The organism is Mycobacterium sp. NPDC050041 (assembly GCF_049541695.1).
Classification (GTDB): domain Bacteria; phylum Actinomycetota; class Actinomycetes; order Mycobacteriales; family Mycobacteriaceae; genus Mycobacterium.
In genome coordinates this window covers 15,880-39,144 of the sequence record NZ_JBMVDG010000008.1, presented here as the reverse complement: position 1 = coordinate 39,144, position 23,265 = coordinate 15,880, and the positions used below count along the sequence as shown (strand labels likewise).

19 protein-coding genes are annotated in these 23,265 nt (G+C 70.3%); 7 read left to right on the top strand and 12 right to left on the bottom strand.

Features of this window, described 5'->3' with window-relative positions; genetic code table 11:
- Positions 1-14 precede the first annotated feature (14 nt).
- Complete coding sequence (locus ACPCHZ_RS22185) at positions 15-1,403, top strand: NAD(P)/FAD-dependent oxidoreductase (protein WP_423486722.1); 1,389 nt, start codon at positions 15-17, stop codon at positions 1,401-1,403.
- Between the two features lie 156 nt (positions 1,404-1,559).
- Positions 1,560-2,927, top strand: a complete 1,368-nt coding sequence (locus ACPCHZ_RS22180) for a DUF222 domain-containing protein (RefSeq protein ID WP_423486721.1) — start codon at positions 1,560-1,562, stop codon at positions 2,925-2,927.
- A gap of 23 nt (positions 2,928-2,950) precedes the next feature.
- Here the strand turns inward: ACPCHZ_RS22180 and ACPCHZ_RS22175 are convergent, their stop codons facing one another.
- Entirely contained in the window at positions 2,951-3,427 is a 477-nt protein-coding gene (locus ACPCHZ_RS22175) for an SRPBCC family protein (RefSeq protein ID WP_423486720.1), read from the bottom strand.
- Positions 3,428-3,537: 110 nt separating this feature from the next.
- Between ACPCHZ_RS22175 and ACPCHZ_RS22170 the strand changes: the two genes are divergently transcribed.
- Positions 3,538-3,909: a DUF427 domain-containing protein gene (locus ACPCHZ_RS22170; protein ID WP_423486719.1), complete on the top strand. Its 372-nt coding sequence runs from the start codon at positions 3,538-3,540 to the stop codon at positions 3,907-3,909.
- Here the strand turns inward: ACPCHZ_RS22170 and ACPCHZ_RS22165 are convergent.
- The 8 genes from ACPCHZ_RS22165 to ACPCHZ_RS22130 are packed head-to-tail and all read right to left on the bottom strand — an operon-like array spanning position 3,906 to position 11,511.
- A complete protein-coding gene (locus ACPCHZ_RS22165; protein ID WP_423486718.1) occupies positions 3,906-4,913 on the bottom strand; it encodes a DUF5914 domain-containing protein in 1,008 nt (335 codons plus the stop codon). The genes ACPCHZ_RS22170 and ACPCHZ_RS22165 overlap by 4 nt on opposite strands.
- Positions 4,910-6,475, bottom strand: coding sequence for an FAD-dependent oxidoreductase (locus ACPCHZ_RS22160; RefSeq protein WP_423486717.1), 1,566 nt, complete (start codon positions 6,473-6,475; stop codon positions 4,910-4,912). The genes ACPCHZ_RS22165 and ACPCHZ_RS22160 overlap by 4 nt, the downstream gene beginning before the upstream one ends.
- Positions 6,472-7,182 (bottom strand): class I SAM-dependent methyltransferase, encoded by a 711-nt coding sequence (locus ACPCHZ_RS22155; RefSeq protein WP_423486716.1) that lies wholly within the window; start codon positions 7,180-7,182, stop codon positions 6,472-6,474. The genes ACPCHZ_RS22160 and ACPCHZ_RS22155 overlap by 4 nt, the downstream gene beginning before the upstream one ends.
- Complete coding sequence (locus ACPCHZ_RS22150) at positions 7,179-7,514, bottom strand: lycopene cyclase domain-containing protein (protein WP_264014331.1); 336 nt, start codon at positions 7,512-7,514, stop codon at positions 7,179-7,181. The genes ACPCHZ_RS22155 and ACPCHZ_RS22150 overlap by 4 nt, the downstream gene beginning before the upstream one ends.
- A complete protein-coding gene (locus ACPCHZ_RS22145) occupies positions 7,511-7,852 on the bottom strand; it encodes a lycopene cyclase domain-containing protein (protein ID WP_364982544.1) in 342 nt (113 codons plus the stop codon). The genes ACPCHZ_RS22150 and ACPCHZ_RS22145 overlap by 4 nt, the downstream gene beginning before the upstream one ends.
- 2 nt (positions 7,853-7,854) lie before the next feature.
- Positions 7,855-8,838: a phytoene/squalene synthase family protein gene (locus ACPCHZ_RS22140; protein WP_423486715.1), complete on the bottom strand. Its 984-nt coding sequence runs from the start codon at positions 8,836-8,838 to the stop codon at positions 7,855-7,857.
- Positions 8,835-10,349, bottom strand: coding sequence for a phytoene desaturase family protein (gene crtI / locus ACPCHZ_RS22135; protein WP_423486714.1), 1,515 nt, complete (start codon positions 10,347-10,349; stop codon positions 8,835-8,837). Before crtI ends, ACPCHZ_RS22140 begins: the two co-directional genes overlap by 4 nt.
- A gap of 25 nt (positions 10,350-10,374) precedes the next feature.
- Positions 10,375-11,511, bottom strand: a complete 1,137-nt coding sequence (locus ACPCHZ_RS22130; protein ID WP_423486713.1) for a polyprenyl synthetase family protein — start codon at positions 11,509-11,511, stop codon at positions 10,375-10,377.
- Between the two features lie 144 nt (positions 11,512-11,655).
- On the opposite strand from ACPCHZ_RS22130, the gene ACPCHZ_RS22125 reads away from it, so the two are divergent.
- Together ACPCHZ_RS22125 and ACPCHZ_RS22120 are read left to right on the top strand one after the other, a co-directional pair.
- Positions 11,656-12,579, top strand: coding sequence for a DNA-3-methyladenine glycosylase family protein (locus ACPCHZ_RS22125; protein ID WP_423486712.1), 924 nt, complete (start codon positions 11,656-11,658; stop codon positions 12,577-12,579).
- Positions 12,580-12,661: 82 nt separating this feature from the next.
- Complete coding sequence (locus ACPCHZ_RS22120; protein WP_423486711.1) at positions 12,662-13,216, top strand: Dps family protein; 555 nt, start codon at positions 12,662-12,664, stop codon at positions 13,214-13,216.
- Positions 13,217-13,219: 3 nt separating this feature from the next.
- On the opposite strand, the gene aqpZ is transcribed toward ACPCHZ_RS22120, so the two are convergent.
- The 3 genes from aqpZ to ACPCHZ_RS22105 form a co-directional block, all read right to left on the bottom strand.
- Positions 13,220-14,059: an aquaporin Z gene (gene aqpZ, locus ACPCHZ_RS22115; protein WP_364982561.1), complete on the bottom strand. Its 840-nt coding sequence runs from the start codon at positions 14,057-14,059 to the stop codon at positions 13,220-13,222.
- Positions 14,060-14,155: 96 nt separating this feature from the next.
- On the bottom strand, positions 14,156-15,562 hold the full coding sequence (locus ACPCHZ_RS22110) for a chloride channel protein (protein ID WP_423486710.1): 1,407 nt from the start codon (positions 15,560-15,562) through the stop codon (positions 14,156-14,158).
- Between the two features lie 27 nt (positions 15,563-15,589).
- On the bottom strand, positions 15,590-16,375 hold the full coding sequence (locus tag ACPCHZ_RS22105; RefSeq protein ID WP_423486709.1) for a hotdog domain-containing protein: 786 nt from the start codon (positions 16,373-16,375) through the stop codon (positions 15,590-15,592).
- 466 nt (positions 16,376-16,841) lie between these two features.
- Between ACPCHZ_RS22105 and gltB the strand changes: the two genes are divergently transcribed.
- Positions 16,842-21,425, top strand: coding sequence for a glutamate synthase large subunit (gene gltB / locus ACPCHZ_RS22100; protein WP_423486708.1), 4,584 nt, complete (start codon positions 16,842-16,844; stop codon positions 21,423-21,425).
- The gene (locus ACPCHZ_RS22095; protein ID WP_423486707.1) at positions 21,418-22,884 is read left to right on the top strand and encodes a glutamate synthase subunit beta; all 1,467 of its coding nucleotides are present in this window, start codon (positions 21,418-21,420) and stop codon (positions 22,882-22,884) included. Before gltB ends, ACPCHZ_RS22095 begins: the two co-directional genes overlap by 8 nt.
- The last annotated feature ends 381 nt before the right edge of the window (positions 22,885-23,265 follow it).

Below are 23,265 nucleotides of genomic sequence, written 5' to 3'. Positions count from 1 at the left end.
GACAGGATCGGGCGGTGGCGACGGATCGCGGACAGGTGCGCAACGGCGAGGTGTCGCACTGGTTCGCCGAACTCCCCGCACCCCGCCCGCGGCTGTCCGGCGACCGCGACGCCGACGTCTGCATCGTCGGCGCGGGATACACCGGGCTGTGGACCGCCTACTACCTCAAGCGCGCCGATCCGTCGCTGCGCATCGCGCTGCTCGAGGCCCGCTTCGCCGGGTTCGGCGCATCCGGCCGCAACGGCGGCTGGTTGTCCGGCCTGGTGCCCGGTGACCGCGCCAGGCTCGCCCAGCAGTACGGCAGGCAACGCGTGGTGGCCTGGCAGCGGGCGCTCAACGACGCCGTCGACGAGGTCATCGGCGTCACCGCCCGGGAGGGCATCGACGCCGGCGTCGTCAAGGGCGGCACCCTGGAGATCGCCCGCAACCCGGCGCAGGCCGCACGGCTCGCGGCGGCGTTCGACGAGGAGCTGCGCTGGGGCAACGACGACGTGGCGCTGCTGACCGGAGACGAAGCGGCGCAACGGATCCGGTTCGCCGACATGATCTCGGCCTACCACACACCGCACTGCGCACGGATCCAGCCGGCGCGCCTCGCCCGCAGACTGGCCGACGTCGTCGAACGCCTCGGCGTCGACATCTACGAGCAGACGACGGTCACCGGCATGGCGGCGGGACGGGCCGACACGGCGCACGGCACGGTCCGGGCCGGCACCGTGCTGCGCGCCACCGAGGGGTTCACCGCGAGGATGCCGACGCTGCGGCGGCGGTGGCTTCCGATGAACAGTTCGATGATCGCCACCGAGCCGATTCCCGAGCGGATCTGGGACGCGATCGGCTGGGAGGGCCGCGAGACGGCGGGGGACACCGCGCACGGCTTCTTCTACGCCCAGCGCACGGTCGACGACCGGATCGCCATCGGCGGGCGCAGCGTGCCCTACCGCTACGCCTCGCGCACCGACGTCGACGGCCGGGTGCCGGCGCGCACCATCGGCCGGCTGACCGAGGTGCTGCACGCGATCCTGCCCCAGGTTCGCGACGTGCCGATCGCGCACGGCTGGTGCGGGGTGCTCGCGGTGCCGCGGGACTGGTCGGCGGGTGTGGGCCTGGACCGGTCGACCGGACTGGGCTGGGCCGGCGGGTACGTCGGGCACGGGGTCACCGCCGCCAATCTCGCCGGGCGGACGCTCGCCGATCTGGTGCTCCGCCACGACACCGACCGCACCGCGCTGCCCTGGGTGGGGCACCGTGCGCGCGACTGGGAGCCCGAACCGTTGCGTTGGCTCGGCGTGCGGGGTCTCTACACCGCCTATCAGCTCGCCGACCGCCACGAGGCGCGCGGCCGGGCCACCACCTCACCGATCGCGGCGCTCGCCGACCGGATCGCCGGCCGCCCCCACTAGCGGTCCCTTCGGCGAGCGTGCGTGTCTGCACGTCGACACGCCGCATTCGGCGGCACTTTGCGCACGCTCGCGGACGATCAAATCCCCTGTGTCACATCTGTTTCGGCTGTCACAAAGTCGGCGTATCTGTCGGTGGGCCGAACTAGTGTTCGAGGTATGGACAGGGCGGACGTGGTCGCGGCGCTGCAGGCGTGGGACGACGCCCGCGCCGGGTTGGCCGCCCTGCCTCTGGACACGTTGACCGGCGCGGAGCTGGTGGCGGTCTATGAGCGCCGCCAGCTCGGACTGCGCCAGGAAGCCGCGCTCGATCACACCGTGCTGGCCACCCTCGCTGAACGCTTCACCGCCGCGGATTTCGGCGGCACCGGCCTCAAAGATGTGTTGGCCCAGCGGTTGCACCTCGATACCGCCGACATCGCCACCCGACTGGGCGATGCCGACCAGCTCGGGCCACGTTGGTCGCTGCACGGCGAACGCCTCGGTGCGGAGTTGGCGCACACTGCCGCTGCACTGGCCGAGAGCCGCATTGGGACCGAGCATGTGCGAGAAGTGCAGCGCTGCCTGAAGAAGCTGCCCGGCTGGATCGACACCGCCACCCGCGATCATGTCGAGCGCGACCTCGCTGCCCTCGCGACGGGAATGTGCCCCGAAGACCTCCGCGCCGCCGCCGACTACCTAGTCGAGGTGATCGATCCCGACGGTGCCGAACCCGATCACGACACCCAGCAAGCTAATCGCAGTCTGAAGATGGGTCGCCAGCGCCGTGACGGGATGACCCCCATCAGTGGGCACCTCGATCCGGAAGCCCGCGCCCTGTTCGAGGTCGTATTCGCCAAGCTGGCGGCCCCCGGCACCAACCTGCCCGCCGATCCCGGTGCCGGCGAGGCGAACAGCGCCGAAGCATTCGGCGGCGACCCCCGCACCCGCGACCAGCGCCAGCACGATGCAGTGAAGACCGCGCTACGCGATGTCGTCGGATCCGGGGCGCTGGGTCAAATCAACGGGCTCCCGGCGACCATCGTGGCCACCACCACCGTCGGCGACCTCGAATCCGGTGCCGGGTACGCCCACACCGCGGGTGGTACCAAACTGCCCGTGCGCGATCTGATTCGGCTGGCCGGCCGATCCCGGCACTACCTGGCGGTGTTCGACGACCACACCGAAGAAATCCTCTACCTCGGCCGCGCCCGGCGCTGCGCCACCACCGCCCAACGGTTGGCGTTGTTCGCCCGCGACCGGGGTTGCACCCGCCCCGGCTGCACCGCCCCCGCCTACCAGACGCAGGCCCACCACGCCGCACGCGACTGGGCCGACGGCGGACATACCGACATCGACGAACTCGCCCTGGCCTGCCAACCCGACAACAACCTCATCGAACAAACCCAATGGAGCACCCGCCGCAGAAACGGCCGCACCGAATGGATCCCCCCACCACCACTCGACACCGGCCAATACCGCACCAACCACTACCACCACCCCCGCCGCCACCTCACCCACCGAGACGACGACGCCGAACCGGCATAGCCCCGTGCCCGAGAAGGCTGCGACTACTGGGCGCCCGCTTCGGCCTTGGCCTTGAGCCGCTGCAGGGTGACCTTGATGTGCTCGGAGTTCGCCGTGTCGCGATCACTGACGCCGGTCGCGAGCACCGCCACCTTCTTGAACCAGCCCGCGCGGCGGTCCCACGTCCGCTCCGTCACCCGGCATCCGGTGCCCGCGGCCTCGATGTCGTAGCGCCAGTGCGCCACCGGGAGGATCGCGCTGCGGACGTCGAAGGCGAACACCCGGCCGGCGTCGGCATCGGTCACCGTGCACGTGGTGCTCCACCGCTTCGAGCCGTTCTCGTTGCGCCCTTTGAACACCGCTCCGGGCTGGGCCCCGTCGCCCTTCTGCCACTGCATCGCCGTGGTCTCCTCGGCCAGGTCCGCGAGCGTCGGCAGGTCGGTGATCAGCCGGTACACGGTCGCGGGATCGGCGGCGATGTCCACGGTTGCCTCGGCGGAGGCCGCTCCCAAGTCGGTCATCGGGCGATGGTAACCGCCGGACCGAACTCGGCGGACCGCTGCGGAAGAATCGGTGGCGGTGCGCGGTTGGCAGGAGAAGAGTGGACAACGTACGCGTGAGGAGAACTCCGATGACCGAACGTCCCGTCCTGCACCCCACCGCAGAGCATCCGATCACCGTCACGCCGACCGGAGCGCGGGTGACCGTGCGGGTCAACGGCGAACTGGTCGCAGACACCACCGACGCGGTGACCCTGCAGGAGTCGACCTATCCCGCGGTGCAGTACATCCCGCTGTCCGACGTGGTCGCCGAGCGACTGCAGCACAGCAACACCGGCACGTACTGCCCGTACAAGGGTGAGGCCGCCTACTACTCCGTGGCCGCGGGCGACGATGTGGTCGAAGACGCGATCTGGACCTACCCGAATCCCTACCCCGCAGTGGCCGCGATCGCAGGCCGGGTGGCGTTCTACCCGGACAAGGCCGAGATCACCGTCGGCTAGCGGCTGCGCACCAGGTAGCGCCGCTCGGCGTAGGCCAGGTCGTCGCGCCAGAGCCGGGTCGCGGCGTACCGCATCACCGGCGCGATCAGGGGAGCCGCGTACACGCCGTAGCCGAAATTGGGCCGGTCGGAGTGGGCGACCACGGCCTCGATCACCGCGGTGCGTGGCCTGCCGTCGGGCCCTGGACCCACCGGCGTGGCGTGGGTTTCGACGACGCTGCCTGCGCCCTCGCCGTCGACGATGCGCATCACGATGGTGCGCGGGCCCGGCGCGGTGAACTCGGCGATCACCGGGACGCCGAGGCGGCCGATCCGGAACGTGACCGCCACCAGGAAGCGGTCTGCCTGCTCGGTGACCTCACCCTCGGCGGGCGGCGCGCTGAGCACGTCGAGCCGGGTGAACGAGTACGGGTGGAACCACGCGCCGTGCCAGGGGTCGAGCCGGTTGGCGATGATGTCGGCCGGCTCGCACACCCCCTCGAGCCGGGTGACAGCGTGCAGGTAGGGCGCGGGTGGCCGCGCCGGGATCAACGGCGCATCGGTGGGCTGTTCACCGCCGACGGCGTCCAGCCGGACCCAGGCCAGCACCCCGTCGTCGTGAGCGGGGTAGGGCTTCCAACCGAATTCGCGGCGGTCACCGCCCAGCCGCAGGCCGTGCCAGGGGCACACCAGCGCACCGCAGTCCACGGTGCCGGTGGCGAGCTCGGCACCCAGGTGCGGACAGCTGCCCGGACCCACGCGCAGCTCGCCGGCGGCACCGCGCCACGCCACGATCTCCACGCCACCGACCGAGGTGCCCAGCGGCCTGCCGCCGATGTCGTCACTGGCGGCGAACGCGAACCAGTTGCCGGTGGGCCTGGTCTGCGCCCGGACCAGGGCGCGGTCGATGACGGCCGACTGCGCGTCACGGTAGGTGGGCTCCTGTCGGGCCCACGGGATCTTCGGCAGCACCTCGAACGGAACAACCTTGTCCCACTTGGCTTTCAGGTCGGTGAGCCGGCTCATGACGCGGCCTGCTCCGCCCGGGCCACCAGCCGGCTCAACGTGGGGGACCGGCCTTCGGTCGGCACCGTCACCAGGGCATGCCCGGCGATGCCGAAGCCCTGCAGTAGTTGATTGGCCGCGGCCCAGCCGGTGGTGGCTGCCCGCTCCATCAGTGCGACGGGCAGGTCGATCCGGATGCCGTCACCGGCCAGCGCCAGTCCGTCGGTCGGGGTCGCCACACCGGGCCTGCGGTCGAAGTCGCCCGGCGCGAACCGCGGGCAGTCCTGCCTGCGCAGCACCAGTTCGCCGACGATGCGGGCGTCCCGGGTCTCCGGATACAGCTCGTGCAGCCGGGCCAGCAACCGGCCGGGCAGCTCGTCGGTGACACTCCCCGTCGCTTCGCTCGCCCCAGCGGGTCCGACGGCGGCGTAGGAGTGCAGTTCGACCACCGAACCACCGGTGCGCCCCGCCCATTCGGCGGCCTGGCGTTCATAGCGTTCCAGCACACTGACATTGTCCAACGGCGGGCGGCCGCCCGTGCCGAGAAAAGCCGGCCGGTCGGGATGCACCGGCCGGTCGAGCCACAGCCGCTGCACCACGAACGGCGGTGCGGTGCCCAGCGCGTCCACCCGGGCCCGCCAGTCGGCGTCGCCGAGCGCGGGAGAACGTTCCACGATGCGGCGCAGCCCCGTCACGTCGGTGGCCAGCACCACGCCGTCCGCGTCCAGCGTCGTGCCCGAATCGCAGCGCACCCGGAACGCCTGTGCCTCAGTGGTTTTCGCTACCTCGGTCACCGCGACGCCGGTGTGGAAACGCACGCCGAGCCCTTCGAGCCGCGCGCGCATCGGCTGCCACAGCGCCTCGTCGAAGTTCGCGTTCGCCACGTCGAACACCAGGCCCTCGCTGGAGCCCAGGAAGTAGATGTGGAACATCGTGGCCAGCTCGGCCGCCGACAACTCCTCGGGCAGCGCGAAGAAACTGCGGGAGAACACCTCGAACGCCAGATGCCGGGCGGCCTCCGGGAAGTTGATGTCGCGCAGGAACTTGTCGGCGTCGACGTGGTCCAGGCGGTCGTAGATGTCGGGTACCGACACGGTCGCCAGCGGGCCCGCCGCCCGGCCGTCGACGCGGACCAGGTCGCGCAGCCGGAACGTCGGGCTGCGCAGCGCGAACACCAGTGCGTTCCACGGCGGACTCTGCGGCAGCCCGCGGAACGTGTCCACCCGGCCCTTGGCGTCGATCAGCGGATAGTCCTCGACCGGCACCAGCATCCGCAGCCCGGGATCGATGCGGCTCAACAGGTGTCGAAGGTTGTAGTACTGGCGGAAGAAGGCGTGGAAGCCGCGGTTCATCGTCACCGGGGTGCCGTCGGGCAGGTCGTCCTCCCACCCGCCGACCCGGCCGCCGAGGTAGGACTCGCGCTCGACGACCTCCACCTCGATGCCGCGTTCGGCCAGGCCGGTGGCGGCGGCGAGGCCCGCGATGCCCGCGCCGACCACCACGGCGCGCGGGCGCCGCGCCAGGCCGTCGGCGTTGCGGGCCCCCGGCGGGGCCGGGTGCAGCACGCGGCGGGGATCGGTCACGGTGCCACCGCGGTGAAGGTGTGCACGATGTCGCGCTGCCAGCCGGGCATGGTGTCGCTGTCGACGGCACCGAAGCCGTTGCGGCGCAGCCTGTCCCGGAACGCCGCGGCGCCGTCGAACTCCATCACGCTGCGCCGCAGGTAGCGGTAGAGCGAGGCGTCGCCGGTGCGCAGCCGGCCCGCGGGGATGATCACCGTCCAGCACACCGCGTTCCACACGATGGTGGCCACCCGGGAGTCACGAACCGAGTAGTCGTGCACCGCCAGCGGCGCGCCCGGACGCAGCAGGGTGCGGAACGTCTGCAGCTGCGCGTCGGGGTCGGGCAGGTTACGGATCAGGTACGCGGCGAAGATCCCGTCGAACGGGCCGTCCACCCCGGCCGCGGCGAGGTCCTCGATGCGGCTGTGCACGAAGCGCACCGATGCGGGCCACGTCTTGGCGGTGGCCTCGGCGAGCATGCCCGCCGATCCGTCCACCGCGACGATCTCCGCCTCCGGCGCCACCGACAGCAGCGCCGCCGTCGACAGTCCGGTGCCGCAGCCGGCATCGAGCAGGCGCAGCCCTGCACCGTTGCGGGGCAACCGCATTCGCTGCGCGGAGATCCGCAGGTGGTCCTCGTAGCCGGGGTTCGCGCCGACCAGGCGGTCGTATGCGGCAGCCCCGGTGTCGAAGGCATCGGGGACGTGGTCGCGACTCAGTCCGGTCACATGGCCTCACTTTCCGCCGTCTCACGGCGCAGACGCTGACGTTCCCACAGCAGCAGCACCGCGGTCACCATCGAGAACCCGAAGAGGAAGTCCTCCACCGGGATGTCCCACGGGAACCGGATGCCGCTGAAGTGGTCGTCGTGGTAGACGACGATCGGCGCCGACAGCTTGGTCAGCCAGCCGTCGACGGGGATCTGGAAGCCGAGCACGATCGCCATCGACATCCAATAGGCGGGTCGCCGGAACAGCCCGGTGCGCAGGAAGAGCAGCTCCCAGGCGATCACCAGGAGCACCGACACGACCGCGGGCAGGGTGTAGCCGATGCCGATCACGCGGACTCCGAGGACCGGTCGCGCAGCCGCCGAAACAGTCCGAGGCAGGAGGTGACGGCGTTGTAGGTGAGCAGTCCGCACAGCGGGATCACCAGGAAGAACAGCAGTTCCTCCAGCGGGAGGCTGCCGATGCGGATCCCGGTGACGTAGTCGGGGTTGTAGGTCCAGACCTGCCCGCTGATGGCCAGCACGTCCCAGGTGACGAACACCGCCGCGACGGGCAGCAGCGCCGATGCGGTGCGACCGATCTGGCGGTACACCCCGGAACCGAAGAACTCCAGCGGCAATGTGATTGCCAGGCAGGCGCCCAGCACCATCAGGTATTGCCAGTGATCCATGGCTACACCTTTACAGGGTTGGCCATCCGCGCGCGCCATGCCCGCACCAACCCGGCGCCGGCCACCTGCAGCCGCCTGCCGGTGCCGACCGTCGCGCGCTGGGCGAAGATCTCGAAGTCGATCTCCTCGATGCGGTCCAGGATCTCCGAGTACAGCACCTGGGCGGCGCTGACGCAGGACCGCGAACGCGGCGCCAGCAGAGCGATCCCGCCCTCGGCGTAGTCGTAGATCCGGCGGGCCGCCGCGTGCTGTTCGGCCAGCGCGCTGCGCACCCGGGCGTCGGTGCGCCCGTTGGCCCGGCACCACTGCAGCAGGTCGCGGTCCACCCCGTGCGCGGCGAGTTCGTCGGCGGGCAGGTACACCCTGCCGCGTTCGAGGTCCTCGTTGACGTCGCGCAGGAAGTTGGTCAGCTGGAAGGCCTTGCCGAGCGCGGCGGCGTAGGGCGCGGCGTCCTCACGGGGGCCGACCGTGCCGAGGATCGGCACCATCTGCAGGCCGATCACCTCCGCGGAGCCGTACATGTAGCGGTCCAGCGCCGCGCGGTCCGGGTAGTCGGTGACGGTCAGGTCCATCCGCATCGACGCCAGGAAGTCGTCGAACAACTCCCACGCGATGCCGTAGCGACGGGCGGTGTGCACCACGGCGTCGAGCGCCTTGTCGTCCGGATCGGCCGGCCCGTGCCCGTTCGATTCGGCGGATCCGGCGGTGCCCTTGGTCATCCGGTTGAACAGCCGGGTGGCCAGCCGCTGCAGGTTGTCGGCACGCTCGCTGATCGGGATCACGGGGTCGAAGTCGTCGAGGATGTCGTCGGCCTGACGGGCGAAGCCGTACAGCGCGTGCACGGCAGGCCGCTGCTCGGGCGCCAGCAACCGGGTGGCCAGGAAGAACGTCCGACCGTGCCGGGCGTTGATCAACCGGCAGCGACGGTAGGCGTCGCGCAGCGCAGGGTCGTGGACGCCGGCGGCGTCGAGTTCCGAACCGATCATGGCAGCCCGCTCCTCGTTCTCGTCGGCGCCGGACGGGTGACGGCCCCGGTGACCCGGTCGGCGGCCAGCCGGCCGGACAGCACAGCGGTGGGGATGCCGACGCCGGGCACCGTCGATGACCCGGCGAGCACCACGTTGTCGATTCCGCGCACGGTGTTGGCCGGTCGGAACGGGCCGGTCTGGGCGAAGGTGTGCGCCAGCGAGAACGGCGTGCCCGCCACCATGCCGTCGCGCGCCCAGTCGTCGGGGTTCACCACGTGCAGCAGTTGCAGGTCGGTGCCGACGCCGGGCAGCCTCGCCTGCACCGTGGCCAGCATCTGCTCGGTGTAGGCGGCGCCGGTGCGCGCCCAGTCCACCGTGCCGACAGCGGTGTTGGGCGCGGGGGCCAGCACGTAGAGCAGGTCGCGCCCGGCGGGCGCGAGGCTGGCGTCGCCTGCGCTGGGCCGGGTGACCAGCAGCGACGGGTCACCCATCACGCGGCCGTCGTCGATGATGTCGCGGAACGTCTGCTCCCAGGCGCCGCCGAACAGGATGTTGTGGTGGCCTACGCTCTCGTCGACGGTGCTGCAGCCGACGTGCGCGACCACGGCAGACGGGGCGGGCCGGATCGGCAGCAGGCGGCGCGGGGTGCGGCCCAGCATTCGGTAGGTGGCGGGCAGCTCGGTGGTCAGCACCACCGCGTCGGCCGCGAATCGCTGTCCGTTGTCGGTGTGCACCGCGATCACCCGGCCGCCGCGCTGCTCCAGCTCCGACACCGTTGCGCCGTAGTGGAATTCGACACCCGCGTCGGCGGCCGCTGCTGCCATCGCCGACGGCACGGCCCGCATGCCGCCGCGCGGGAAGTAGACCCCGGCGACGGTGTCCATGTAGGCGATGACGGCGTAGGCCGCCAGCGCGCGGTCCGGCGGCACCCCGGCGTAGAGCGCCTGGAAGGTGAAGATCCGGCGCAGCCGCTCGTCGGCGATGAAGCGGCGGATCACCTTGTCCCACCGGCGGAAGCCGCCGATCGCCGCCAGCCGGGCCAGCTGCGGCGTCAGCAGCGACAGCGGCGAGTCGAAGTTCGACCCGATGAAGCCGTCGAACTCCACCCGGTACAGCCGCGTCAGCCACTCGCGGAGCTCGGTGTAGCCGCGGGCGGCCTCGCCGCCGGCGAAACGTTCGATCTCGGCGGTCATCGCCGCCGGGTCGGTGTGCACGTCCAGCCCGGTGCCGTCGGCGAACGAGGCGTGATAGGCCGGGTCCACCGGCAGCAGCTCGACGCGGTCGGCCAGCGACTCGCCGACCGCGGCGAACGCCTCGTCCAGGATGTCGGGCATCGTCAGCACCGTGGGGCCGGTGTCGATGGCGTAGCCGTCGATGTCCAGGCGGCCCATCCGGCCGCCGGGGAAGGTCTCGCGTTCGAGCACGGTGACCGAGCGGCCCCGGCCGGCGAGCTGCAGGGCGGCCGACAGCCCCGACAGGCCTGCGCCGACCACCACAACGCGGTCGGTGTTGCCCTCGACTGTGCGCATCAACCAGCTCCTGCCTGAGTGTCCGTCATGCCGCCCGCCGCGTGCAGACCGCGGCCATCTCGACCAGCGCGGCGCGCACGGTGGCGTCGAGCCGGCTGGCGTGTACGCGCTCGAGCGCGTGGGTGAGTTTGCGGTCGATCAGCTGCTCGATCCACTGCACGGCGCCGGTGGCCGCGATGAGCGCCCGCCACCGCATGATGTCGGCGTCGCTCAGCTCGCGCTCGGCCATCAGCTCGTCGAGCTGGCGCCGCGCACCCGCGTCGGCCAGGTGGTGGGCGGCCATCACCACGCTGGTGGCCTTGTGCTCGGACAGGTCGCCGCCGGCCGGTTTCCCGGTCACCGAGGGTGCGCCGAAGATGCCCAGCAGATCGTCGCGCAACTGGAACGCCTCGCCGACGGCCGCGCCGTAGCGGCCGAGCAGTGACACCGTCTCCTCCGGGCAGCCGGCGAGTGCGCCGCCGATCTCGAGCGGGCGGCGCACCGTGTAGTTACCGGACTTGCGCCGCGCGACATCCAACACGGCCTCCAGTGTCGGCCGTCCACCGGCGTCGTTGACCAGATCCGCAAACTGCCCGACCGCGAGTTCGGTGCGCATCGCGTCGTACCGCGGCCAGGCCCGGGCCAGGGCCGTCGCGCTCAGCCCGCTCTCGCGCATCATCTGCGCCGCCCACACCAGGCACAGGTCGCCGAGCAGCACCGCCGCCGAGGCGCCGAACCGGTCGGCCGACCCGGCCAGGCCGCGCTCGCGGTGCCAGTCGGCGAACCGCACGTGTGCCGACGGCAGCCCGCGCCGCATCGGCGAATCGTCCATCACATCGTCCTGCAGCAGGGCGAAGGTGTGCAGCAGCTCGAAGCTGGCGGCCGCGCGCAGGGCGGCGTCGTCGGGCGCGGCGCCGCTCAGCCAGCCCAGGTACATGAACGTGGAGCGCAGGCACTTGCCGTCGCTGACGAAGTCGGCGAGTACGGCGGGAGCGATGTCGACTCCGGTGGCCCGCAGGTCGGCGGTGCACCGGTCGGCGACGAACCCGGTGACCGCCCTGAGCACCGCTGCGCGCACGTCGCTGCGCCAGACCTCGAACGATGCGCCGGAATTCCCGTTGGGCGGCGCTACCGCGATGGTCTGCACGGCGGACGCCAACGTGCGATCGCCGACACCACTCACCCCGACCCTTTCGACACGCGAACCGATACCCACTTCAAACTAGGGTGGACTGGTCATACCCCCCACCCCAGCGGCCCAATCCGGGCCGGATGTCATCAACACGTCACACTGGAATCCCTGCGGAAACCGGGACGGAGCGGCCGCGTGGACACACACCGATCGGTGCGCCGCAGCGTGTCCTTCGACGGTCCCGCCAGTCCCGCGCTGACGCTGACGTCGCTGCGCCGCGGCCGGTACGACCCGTGTTTCCTCAACGCCGCCGACGGCGCCATCTGGCGGACCAGCCTGATGCCGTCCGGACCGGTGACGGCGCGCATCGCCCGCGCGGCGCCCGACGCCGTCGACTGCGAGGCGTGGGGCGCCGGTGCGGCGGAGTTCCTCGAGGGGCTGCCCGCGCTGCTGGGCGCCGAGGACGACTGCTCCGACTTCGCACCGGAGGAACCGACCATCGCCGCTGCGCACCGCCGCGTGCCGCACCTGCGGCTGGCTCGCACCGGGCGGGTGCTCGAGGCGCTGATCCCCGCCGTGCTCGAGCAGCGGGTGCAGGGCATCGACGCGTTCCGCGCCTGGCGGCAGTTGGTGACCCGCTACGGCTCGGCCGCGCCGGGGCCCGCGCCCGAGCGGATGCGGGTGCCGCCGCCTGCCGAGGTGTGGCGGCTGATCCCGTCGTGGGTGTTCCACCGGGCCAACGTCGACCCGCGCCGCGCCCGCACGGTGGTGCTGTGCGCGCAGCGGGCCGACGCGCTGGAACGGTTGGTGGCCAAGCCCGCCGAGCAGGCCAAGGCGGCGATGATGTCGTTGCCGGGCGTCGGTGAGTGGACGGCCGCCGAGACCGCCCAGCGGGCCTTCGGCGACGCCGACGCCCTCTCGGTGGGCGACTACCACGTGGCCAAGATGGTCGGCTGGAGCCTGCTGGGGCATCCGATCGACGACCCGGAGATGGTCGCGCTGCTCGAGCCGCTGCGGCCGCACCGGCACCGCGCCGTCCGGCTGCTCGAGGTCAGCGGACTCGCCCGCAATCCGCGGTTCGGTGCGCGGATGGCGGTGCCGAATCTGGCCGAAATGTGACGTGGGCACGGCACTGATTACGGTCTGCGACCCACGGGTATGCGAGCACGCGACGACTTGATCACGCGCAAAGGAGCTATCAATGACTCAGTTCACTGTTCCCGGCATGACCGGCAAAGAGGGCGCCAAGGTCGCCGAGATCCTGCAGAAGCAGCTCAGCCGCTACAACGATCTGCACCTGACGCTCAAGCACGTTCACTGGAACGTGGTCGGACCGAACTTCATCGGCGTGCACGAGATGATCGACCCGCAGGTCGAGCTGGTGCGCGGCTATGCCGACGAGGTGGCCGAGCGCATCGCGACGCTCGGCGCCGCCCCGAAGGGCACCCCGGGCGCCATCATCAGCGACCGGTCGTGGGACGACTACTCCCTCGGGCGCGACACCGTCGCCGCCCACCTCGCCGCGCTCGACCTGGTGTACGACGGCGTCATCGCCGACACCCGCAAGGGCATCGAGGAGACCGAGGAACCCGATCCCATCACCAACGACATGCTGATCGGCCACTCCGCCGAGTTGGAGAAGTTCCAGTGGTTCGTCCGGGCGCACCTGGAGAACGCGGGCGGCAAGCTGACCCACGAGGGTGAGTCCACCGAGAAGGGCGCCGCGAGCAGCGCCCGCTCCAACGGCACCAAGTAGCAGCTACCGAGGGTCGGGCCCGCGCTCCAGGCGCGGGCCTGATTCGTCTGCTTCCGCTTCCAGGTCGGCGAGGTCGGTCTCGGCGTCGAGGGTGTCGTCGCGGACGGGCCGGTCGGCGAGTTCCTCGTTGCGGCCGAACAGGTACGGGTAGGCCAGCCCGGCGATCGCCGCGCCCACCAGCGGCGCCAGCCAGAACGCCCACAGCTGCGCCGGTGCGCCGTCGCCGTTGAAGAAGGCGACGCCGGTGCTGCGGGCGGGGTTCACCGAGGTGTTGGAGATCGGGATCGAGATCAGGTGGATCAGGGTCAGGGTGAGCCCGATCGACAACCCGGCGAAACCGTGCGGCGCCCGGTCGTCGGTCGAGCCGAGGATCACCAGCAGGAAGATGCCCGTCAGCACCACCTCGGCCACGAGCACCGCCCACAGCGAGTAGCCGCCGGGCGAGTGGTCGCCGAATCCGTTGGCCGCCATGTTCCCGGTCGCCGTCCAGTCTGCGCGACCCTGCGCCACGACGTAGATCACCAGACCGGCCACCAGTCCGCCGACCACCTGGGTGATCCAATAGGCAGGCAGCACACGCCATTCCACGCGCCGGGCCAGTGCGGCGCCCAGGGTGACCGCGGGATTGAAGTGGCCGCCCGATATCGTTCCGAAGGCGTACACGCCGGTGAGCACGGTGAGGCCGAACGCCAGTGCGACACCGAGGAATCCGATGCCCAGGACGTAGCCGTCGGCGGCGGTGAACTTGGCGGCGAACACGGCGCTGCCGCAGCCGCCGAGCACCAACCAGAACGTCCCGATGAATTCCGCCGCCAGTCGGTGCGACATCGTCGGCTCGCGCATGACCTGCCCCCTCGTCGGAGTGACCCCTGTCACAGGGTGGCACGCGGCGCCGCCGCGGCGGCACCGTCGTTCCCCGATCGTGTCCCGATAGAGACGTCAGTCCGGCGGCGGCGATGACGCCCGCTGCGCTTCGGCGGTCTCCCGGTTCAGCCGCTGAGCCTGGTAGATCGAGACGTTCGTGCGGGTGACGACGAGGTAGGCGATGCCGACGGCGACCATCGCGCACGGGATCACCGAGAACGAGTCGGTCATCTCGGCCACCATGATCGTCACCGCCAGCGGCGCGTGGGCCACGCTGCCGAAGCACGCCATCATGCCGACCACCACGAACACCGCGGGGCTGTCGGGCAGGCCGGGAGCGCCTGCGAGTTCGCCGAGCCGCCAGATCGCCGCGCCCACGAACGCGCCGATCACGATGCCGGGCCCGAAGATTCCGCCGGAGCCGCCCGTTCCGATGGACAGCGAGGTGGCGACGATCTTGGCGAACGGCAGCACCAGCACCACCCACAGCGGGATCGCCATCAGCGTGTCGGTGGCGGCGGCCTTCTGCGCCCAGCCGTAGCCGCTGGCGAGCACCTGCGGCAGCAGCAGGGCCAGCAGGCCGACCGCGAGTCCGCCGATCGCCGGCTTGATCACCTTGCCGCCCGGCAGTTTCGCCGTCAGTGCCACGGTGCCGTAGAAGATGCGGGCGTACAGCAGGCCCACCGCCGCGGCGACCAGGCCGAGCAGTACGAACCACAGCAGGGTCAGCGGCTGGTCGAACCGGAAATCGGCTGCCAGGGAACCGAACAGCGGTTCGAAGCCGAGGATCGATCCCAGCACGGCGTACGCGGTGGCCGAGGTGATGAAGCCGGGCACCAGCGCTTTGTAGTCGAAGTCCTCGCGGTAGACGATCGACGCGGCGAGCACCGCCCCGCCCAGCGGCGCGCCGAAGATGGCGCCGATCCCGGCGCCGATGCCCAGCGACACCGCGATGCGGCCGTCCTCGTAGGACAGGTCGAGCCGGCGCGCCAGGATGGACCCGAAGCCCGCCGAGATCTGCGCGGCCGGGCCCTCGCGGCCACCGGAGCCACCCGAGCCGATGGTGAGTGCGCTGGTGATGGTCTTCACCACGATGGCGCGGGTGCGGATGCTGCGCGGGTCGGTGTGCACCGCCTCGATCGCGCTGTCGGTGCCGTGCCCTTCGGCCTCCGGCGCGAACTTCGCGACCAGCCAGGCCGAGACGAGCGCGCCGCCGCAGACGATCAGCGGGATCGCCCAGGGCCTCTCGAATCCCGTCGATCCCGGGTCCCCGCCGTCTTCGCCGTCGGGTCTGGGGATGTGGTAGCCGCCGAGTTCACCGAGCAGGAACCGGCCGGCGTAGTCCAGGGCGAGGTAGAACACCACCGCGCCGAGGCCGGCGATGACGCCGATGGAGATCCCGAGGATCAGCCACTTGCGCAGGTATCCCGAGCTGCGGATGAAACCGCCGAGCCCGCCGGTGGTGCCGTGGGCATCGGACATGGTGCGGATGCTAGCCGAGCGGCACCGTCAGCGATAGGCGGTGTAGTGGGCGGTGAGCGCCTGGCGGCCGTCCGCCCCGACGGCCTGCGCCGAGGCGGTGCCGGTGCTCCGGCCCACGCGCAATGCCGTTGCCTCGTAGCGGGATTGGTCACCGGCGAGCAGCCGCCGCAGATAGTTGACCCGCAGCGATCCGGTGCGTAGCGGCGAATCGGCCGTGGCATTGACCGCGGCGTTGGCCACGAGTTCGAGCCCGGTGGCCGCGACGCCGCCGTGCACCACGCCGAGGCTGTTGTTGAGCACCGGGTCGGCGGCCTGGCGCAGTTCGGCCGGGCCGGGGCCGGGCCGCACGGCCATCATGTCGGCCAGTCCGGTCTTGGGTTCGTGGTGGGCGGGGTCGGACGGGAAGTCGGTGAACTCGGCCGCGACGATGTAGAACGACCGCACCGTGCCGGTGCCGATGACGGTGCCGCGGTGGGTGAACTCGGCCAGCGCCAGCGCCGTGCGGGTCTTGTGGGCGAACGGGCGGGCGTGGGCCACCACCGGGTCGTCGTGGCCGGCGATGATGTCGACCGCTTCGGGGACGAGTTCCAGCGACAGTTCGGTGGTCAGGGTCCATTCGTCGTCGCCCTTGCGGATGTGGTTGGCCAGTCCGCCGACGTGGTCGAGCAGCATCGCCAGCGGCGCCACGGTGGGCGCGCCGGTCAGGGGGTTGACCAGGCCCGCGACCGGGATCGTCGCGACGACGCGGGTGCCGGTGCCCTCGTGGGTCTCGATCCCGAACCGGCCGATGGGGGTGTTGAGCGGGTGTGACATCGCAACCAAGTGTGCAGGGTCACCGCCGGGCCCGCGTGACGGAGTCGACTCTAAGAATCTGACTAGGCTTTCGCGCAAAGAGTGAATTGCCTGAAGCTGCAGCAAAGAGGCTATCGTCAACGCCTCTAGCAAACTGTATCGGCCGGACAGCAACCGGGGTGGCCCCGGACGCCCGGTCGGGTGGGGCGCGCCGGTGCGGCCAAAGGTGGCTTATGGCAACGGCATTCGTGAGCATGGCGGCGCGGCGTTCCGCGGGCCGGCAACCCGGCCGGCGAGTATAGTTAGGTCAGACTAAGTTGGCATGTCAGGCGGTGTTTGTCCTATCGTTTTCTCCCATTGAGGCGATGGGGAAAAAGGCCGCTGTTCAGTGCTGCACGGACGACCTCCTCCGCCAACCGGCCAGGCCGTCTCCGACGGCCGTCAACGGTGCACTTCGTGTAGGCGTGAGAGTAAGGGTCAGGTGGGAATGGCGCCCAGGAAACAAGGGCTGTACAACCCCGCGTTCGAGCACGATTCGTGCGGCGTGGCGATGGTCGCCGACATCCACGGCCGTCGCAGCCGCGACATCGTCGACAACGCCATCACGGCGCTGCTGAACCTGGAGCACCGCGGTGCCCAGGGCGCCGAACCGAACACCGGTGACGGCGCGGGCATCCTGCTGCAGGTGCCCGACGACTTCCTGCGCGCGGTGGTGGAATTCGACCTGCCGCCCGCGGGCAGCTACGCGACCGGCATCGCCTTCCTGCCGCAGTCGTCCAAGGACGCCGCCGTGGCATGCGAGGCGGTGGAGAAGATCGCCGAGGCCGAGGGCCTGCAGGTGATCGGCTGGCGCGACGTGCCGACCGACGACAGCTCGCTGGGCGCGCTGGCCCGTGACGCGATGCCGACCTTCCGGCAGGTGTTCATCTCCGGCGCCGAGGGCATGGACCTCGAGCGCCGCGCATACGTGGTGCGCAAGCGCGCCGAGCACGAACTCGGCACCAAGGGCCCCGGCCAGGACGGCCCGGGACGCGAAACCGTCTACTTCCCAAGCCTTTCCGGGCAGACCTTCGTCTACAAGGGGATGCTGACCACCCCGCAGCTCAAGGCGTTCTACCTCGACCTGCAGGACGACCGGCTGACCAGTGCGCTGGGCATCGTGCACTCGCGGTTCTCCACCAACACGTTCCCGTCGTGGCCGCTGGCACACCCGTTCCGCCGGGTCGCCCACAACGGCGAGATCAACACCGTCACCGGCAACGAGAACTGGATGCGGGCGCGCGAGGCGCTGATCAAGACCGACGTCTTCGGATCCGAGCAGGACCTCGACAAGATCACCCCGGTCTGCACGCCCGGCGCGTCGGACACCGCGCGCTTCGACGAGGTGCTGGAACTGCTGCACCTCGGCGGCCGCAGCCTGCCGCACGCCGTGCTGATGATGATCCCCGAGGCGTGGGAACGCCACGAGTCGATGGACCCCGCCCAGCGGGCGTTCTACGAGTACCACTCGTCGCTGATGGAGCCGTGGGACGGACCGGCGTCGGTGTGCTTCACCGACGGCACCGTGATCGGCGCGGTGCTCGACCGCAACGGCCTGCGCCCGTCGCGTATCTGGGTCACCGAGGACGGCCTGGTCGTGATGGCGTCCGAGGCCGGCGTGCTGAACCTCGACCCGGCCACCGTGGTCAAGAAGATGCGCCTGCAGCCCGGCCGGATGTTCCTGGTCGACACCGCCCAGGGCCGCATCGTCGACGACGAGGAGATCAAGGCGGAGCTCGCCGCCGAACATCCCTACCAGGAATGGCTGGACAACGGCCTGTTCCGGCTCGACGAACTGCCGCCCGGCGACTACGTCCGGATGCCCCACCACCGGGTGGTGCTGCGCCAGCAGATCTTCGGCTTCACCTACGAGGAGCTCAACCTGCTGGTGGCGCCGATGGCGCGCAACGGCGCCGAGGCGCTCGGCTCGATGGGCACCGACACCCCGATCGCGGTGCTCTCGCAGCGGTCGCGGATGCTCTACGACTACTTCCAGCAGCTGTTCGCCCAGGTGACGAACCCACCGCTGGACGCCATCCGCGAAGAGGTGGTGACCAGCCTCCAGGGCACCGTCGGCCCCGAAGGTGACCTGCTCAACCCGGACAGCGAGTCGTGCAGGCAGATCGTGCTGCCCCAGCCGATCCTGCGCAACGCCGAGCTGTCCAAGCTGATGTGCGTCGACCCCGACCACGAGATCCGCGGCAACAAGCACGGGATGCGCGCCGCGGTGATCCGCTGCCTGTACCCGGTGAACCGCGGCGGCCAGGGGCTCAGGGAGGCGCTGGACAACGTGCGGGCCAAGGTGTCCGCGGCGATTCGCGACGGCGCCCGCATCATCGTGCTCTCCGACCGCGAATCCGACGAACAGCTGGCTCCGATCCCGTCGCTGCTCAGCGTCTCGGCGGTGCACCATCACCTGGTGCGCGACCGCACCCGGACCAAGGTCGGTCTGGTGGTCGAGGCGGGCGACGCCCGCGAGGTGCACCACATGGCCGCCCTGTGCGGGTTCGGCGCCGCTGCCATCAACCCGTACATGGCGTTCGAGTCGATCGAGGACATGGTCGACCGCGGCGTGATCGCCGGCATCACCAGCGACCAGGCCAAGGCCAACTACGTCAAGGCCGCGGGCAAGGGCGTGCTGAAGGTGATGTCGAAGATGGGCATCTCCACGCTGGCGTCCTACACCGGCGCCCAGCTGTTCCAGGCCATCGGCATCTCCCAGCAGGTGCTCGACGAGTACTTCACCGGGCTGAACTGCCCGACCGGCGGCATCGACCTCGAGGACATCGCCACCGACGTCGCCGCCCGGCATGCGCTGGCCTACCTGGACCGCCCCGACGAGCGCGCGCACCGCGAACTCGAGGTGGGCGGCGAGTACCAGTGGCGCCGCGAGGGCGAATACCACCTGTTCAACCCGGACACGGTGTTCAAGCTGCAGCACTCCACCCGCACCGGCCAGTTCTCCATCTTCAAGGAGTACACCGGCCTGATCGACGATCAGAGCAAGCGGATGGCGTCGCTGCGCGGCCTGCTGAAGTTCCGCAGCGGACTGCGGCCCCCGGTGCCGATCGACGAGGTGGAACCGGCGACGGAGATCGTCAAGCGGTTCTCCACCGGCGCGATGAGCTACGGCTCGATCTCGGCCGAGGCCCACGAGACGCTGGCGATCGCGATGAACCGGCTCGGCGGCCGGTCGAACTCCGGCGAGGGCGGCGAAGCCGTCAGCCGTTTCGACCGCGACCCGAACGGCGACTGGCGGCGCAGCGCCATCAAGCAGGTGGCCTCGGGCCGATTCGGCGTCACCAGCCACTACCTGTCCAACTGCACCGACATCCAGATCAAGATGGCCCAAGGCGCGAAACCCGGTGAGGGCGGACAGCTTCCGGGCCACAAGGTGTACCCGTGGGTGGCCGAGGTGCGGCATTCGACGCCGGGCGTCGGGCTGATCTCGCCGCCGCCGCACCACGACATCTATTCGATCGAGGATCTGGCACAGCTGATCCACGACCTGAAGAACGCCAACCCGCAGGCCCGCGTGCACGTGAAGCTGGTCTCGGAGAACGGCGTCGGCACCGTGGCGGCGGGTGTGTCCAAGGCGCACGCCGACGTGGTGCTGATCTCGGGTCATGACGGCGGCACCGGTGCGACCCCGTTGACGTCGCAGAAGCACGCGGGCGCCCCGTGGGAGCTCGGACTGGCCGAGACGCAGCAGACGTTGCTGCTCAACGGACTTCGCGACCGGATCGTGGTGCAGGTCGACGGCCAGCTCAAGACCGGCCGCGACGTCGTCGTCGCCGCACTGCTGGGCGCGGAGGAGTTCGGCTTCGCGACCGCACCCCTGGTGGTGGCCGGCTGCATCATGATGCGGGTCTGCCACCTCGACACCTGCCCCGTCGGCGTGGCCACTCAGAACCCGGTGCTGCGCAAGCGGTTCAACGCCAAGCCGGAGTTCGTGGAGAACTTCTTCATGTTCATCGCCGAAGAGGTCCGCGAGCTGATGGCGGAGTTGGGCTTCCGCACCGTCAACGAGATGGTCGGACAGGTCGGCGCGCTGGACACCACGCAGGCCGCCGAGCACTGGAAGGCCTACAAGCTCGACCTGTCGCCGGTGCTGCACGAGCCCGAGTCGGCGTTCATGAACCAGGACCTGTACTGCAGTTCGCGTCAGGACCACGGCTTGGACAAGGCGCTCGACCAGCAGCTCATCGTGATGAGCCGGGAGGCACTCGATTCCGGCAAGCCGGTGCGGTTCAACACCACCATCGCGAACGTGAACCGCACGGTGGGCACGATGCTCGGCCATGAGCTGACCAAAGCTTATGGCGGGCAGGGGCTTCCCGACGGCACGATCGACATCACCTTCGACGGCTCGGCGGGCAACAGCTTCGGGGCGTTCGTGCCGCGCGGCATCACGCTGCGCGTCTACGGTGACGCCAACGACTACGTCGGCAAGGGTTTGTCGGGCGGGCAGGTGGTGGTGCGTCCACCCGACGACGCGCCTGCCGACTACGTCGCCGAGGACAACATCATCGCGGGCAACGTGATCCTGTTCGGTGCCACCAGCGGCAAGATGTTCCTGCGCGGTCAGGTGGGGGAGCGGTTCGCGGTGCGCAACTCCGGCGCGGAGGCCGTGGTGGAGGGCGTCGGCGATCACGGCTGCGAGTACATGACGGGCGGCAAGGTGCTGATCCTCGGCCCGACCGGGCGCAACTTCGCGGCAGGCATGTCCGGTGGCATCGCCTACGTGCACGACCCGCACGGAAGACTGCCGGAGAACCTCAACGCCGAGATGGTGGAACTCGACGGCCTCGACGACGAGGACCGCGAATGGCTGCATGGTGCGGTCCAGGCCCATGTCGACGCCACCGATTCGGCGGTGGGACAGCGGGTCCTGGCGGATTGGAACACGGAATTGGAGAAGTTCGTCAAGGTGATGCCGAAGGACTACAAGCGGGTCCTCGAGGCCATCGCCGAGGCCGAGCGCAAGGGTGTCGACGTGGACGAGGCGATCATGGCGGCGGCAAGTGGCTGACCCGAAGGGCTTCCTCAAGTACACCCATCGCGAGACCCCGCAGCGCAGGCCCGTCGACTTGCGACTGCGCGACTGGAAAGAGGTCTACGAGGACTTCTCCCACGAGACGCTGCAGTCACAGGCCGCGCGCTGTATGGACTGCGGTATCCCGTTCTGTCACAACGGCTGTCCGCTGGGGAACCTGATCCCCGAGTGGAACGACCTGGTGTTCCGCGACCGCTGGCGGGAGTCCATCGAGCGGCTGCACGCCACCAACAACTTCCCGGAGTTCACCGGGCGGCTGTGCCCGGCGCCGTGCGAGGCGTCGTGCGTGCTCGGCATCAACCAGGATCCGGTGACCATCAAGCAGGTCGAGGTCGAGATCATCGACAACGCCTTCGAGAACGGCTGGGTGGTGCCGCTTCCGCCCGACCGGCTGACCGGCAAGAAAGTGGCCGTCGTCGGATCCGGGCCGGCCGGCCTGGCCGCCGCGCAGCAGCTGACCCGTGCCGGGCACGAGGTGACGGTGCTGGAGCGCGCCGACCGGATCGGCGGCCTGCTGCGGTACGGCATCCCCGAGTTCAAGATGGAGAAGCGCCACATCGACCGCAGGCTGGAGCAGATGCGGGCCGAGGGCACGCAGTTCCGCACCGGTGTCAACGTCGGCGTCGACATCACCGTCGAGCAGTTGCGGGCGGACTTCGACGCGGTGGTGCTCGCGGGCGGCGCGACGGCGTGGCGCGACCTGCCGATCCCCGGTCGCGACCTCGAGGGCATCTACCAGGCCATGGAGTTCCTGCCCTGGGCCAACCGGGTGCAACTGGGTGATCCGGTGGTCGGCGACGACGGCGAACCGCCGATCACCGCCAAGGGCAAGAAGGTGGTCATCATCGGCGGCGGCGACACCGGTGCCGACTGCCTCGGCACGTCGCACCGGCAGGGCGCGGAGACGGTGTACCAGTTCGAGATCATGCCCCGGCCGCCGGAGACCAGGGCCGACACCACCCCGTGGCCGACCTACCCGCTGATGTACCGGGTGTCGTCGGCGCACGAGGAGGGCGGCGAGCGGGTGTTCTCCGTCAACACCGAGGAGTTCTGCGGTGAGGACGGCAAGGTCAAGTCGCTCAAGGTGCACGAGGTCGAGATGAAGGACGGCAAATTCGAGCGGGTCGAGGGATCCGACTTCGAGCTCGAGGCCGACCTGGTGCTGCTGGCGATGGGCTTCGTGGGCCCGGAGAAGGACGGCCTGCTCACCGAGCTGAAGGTGGAGCTCACCGACCGGGGCAATGTCGCGCGCGACAAGGAGTTCGCGACGTCGGTGCCGGGCGTGTTCGTCGCCGGTGACATGGGTCGCGGGCAGTCGCTGATCGTGTGGGCGATCGCCGAGGGCCGCGCCGCCGCGGCGGGCGTGGACCGTTACCTGATGGGTCAGACGGCGCTGCCCGTACCGATCGAGCCGACGGCCGCTCCCCAGCGGTAGGGGATGAGCGCGGCGGCTGTGAATGGTCACAGCCGTCACGCCAGCCCCACCAGAAACAGCAGATGATTATTCGGCGCGCCTCCCACCATTTGCCGGCGAAGTGTTTCTAATAAAAGTCTGTGGGTAATGAGGTAAAGTACGACCACGGGTCAGCAATCACGACATCGCAGGAGTGATCACCGTGCACATCAACCCGATTTCGCGATCCCGGGTGAGTCGAATCGCCTGGTCACTGCTCCGTCATCCGGTCAAGAGCCGTGAGTTCCCGGAGAAACAGGAGCGACTGATCACTCCCGACGAGCTACTTCGCTTCGGCGTCTGACCCGCTGTTTCGAGCCTGACGCCCGCCGTCTGCGCGGCGAACGCAGGTTTTGCTTGATC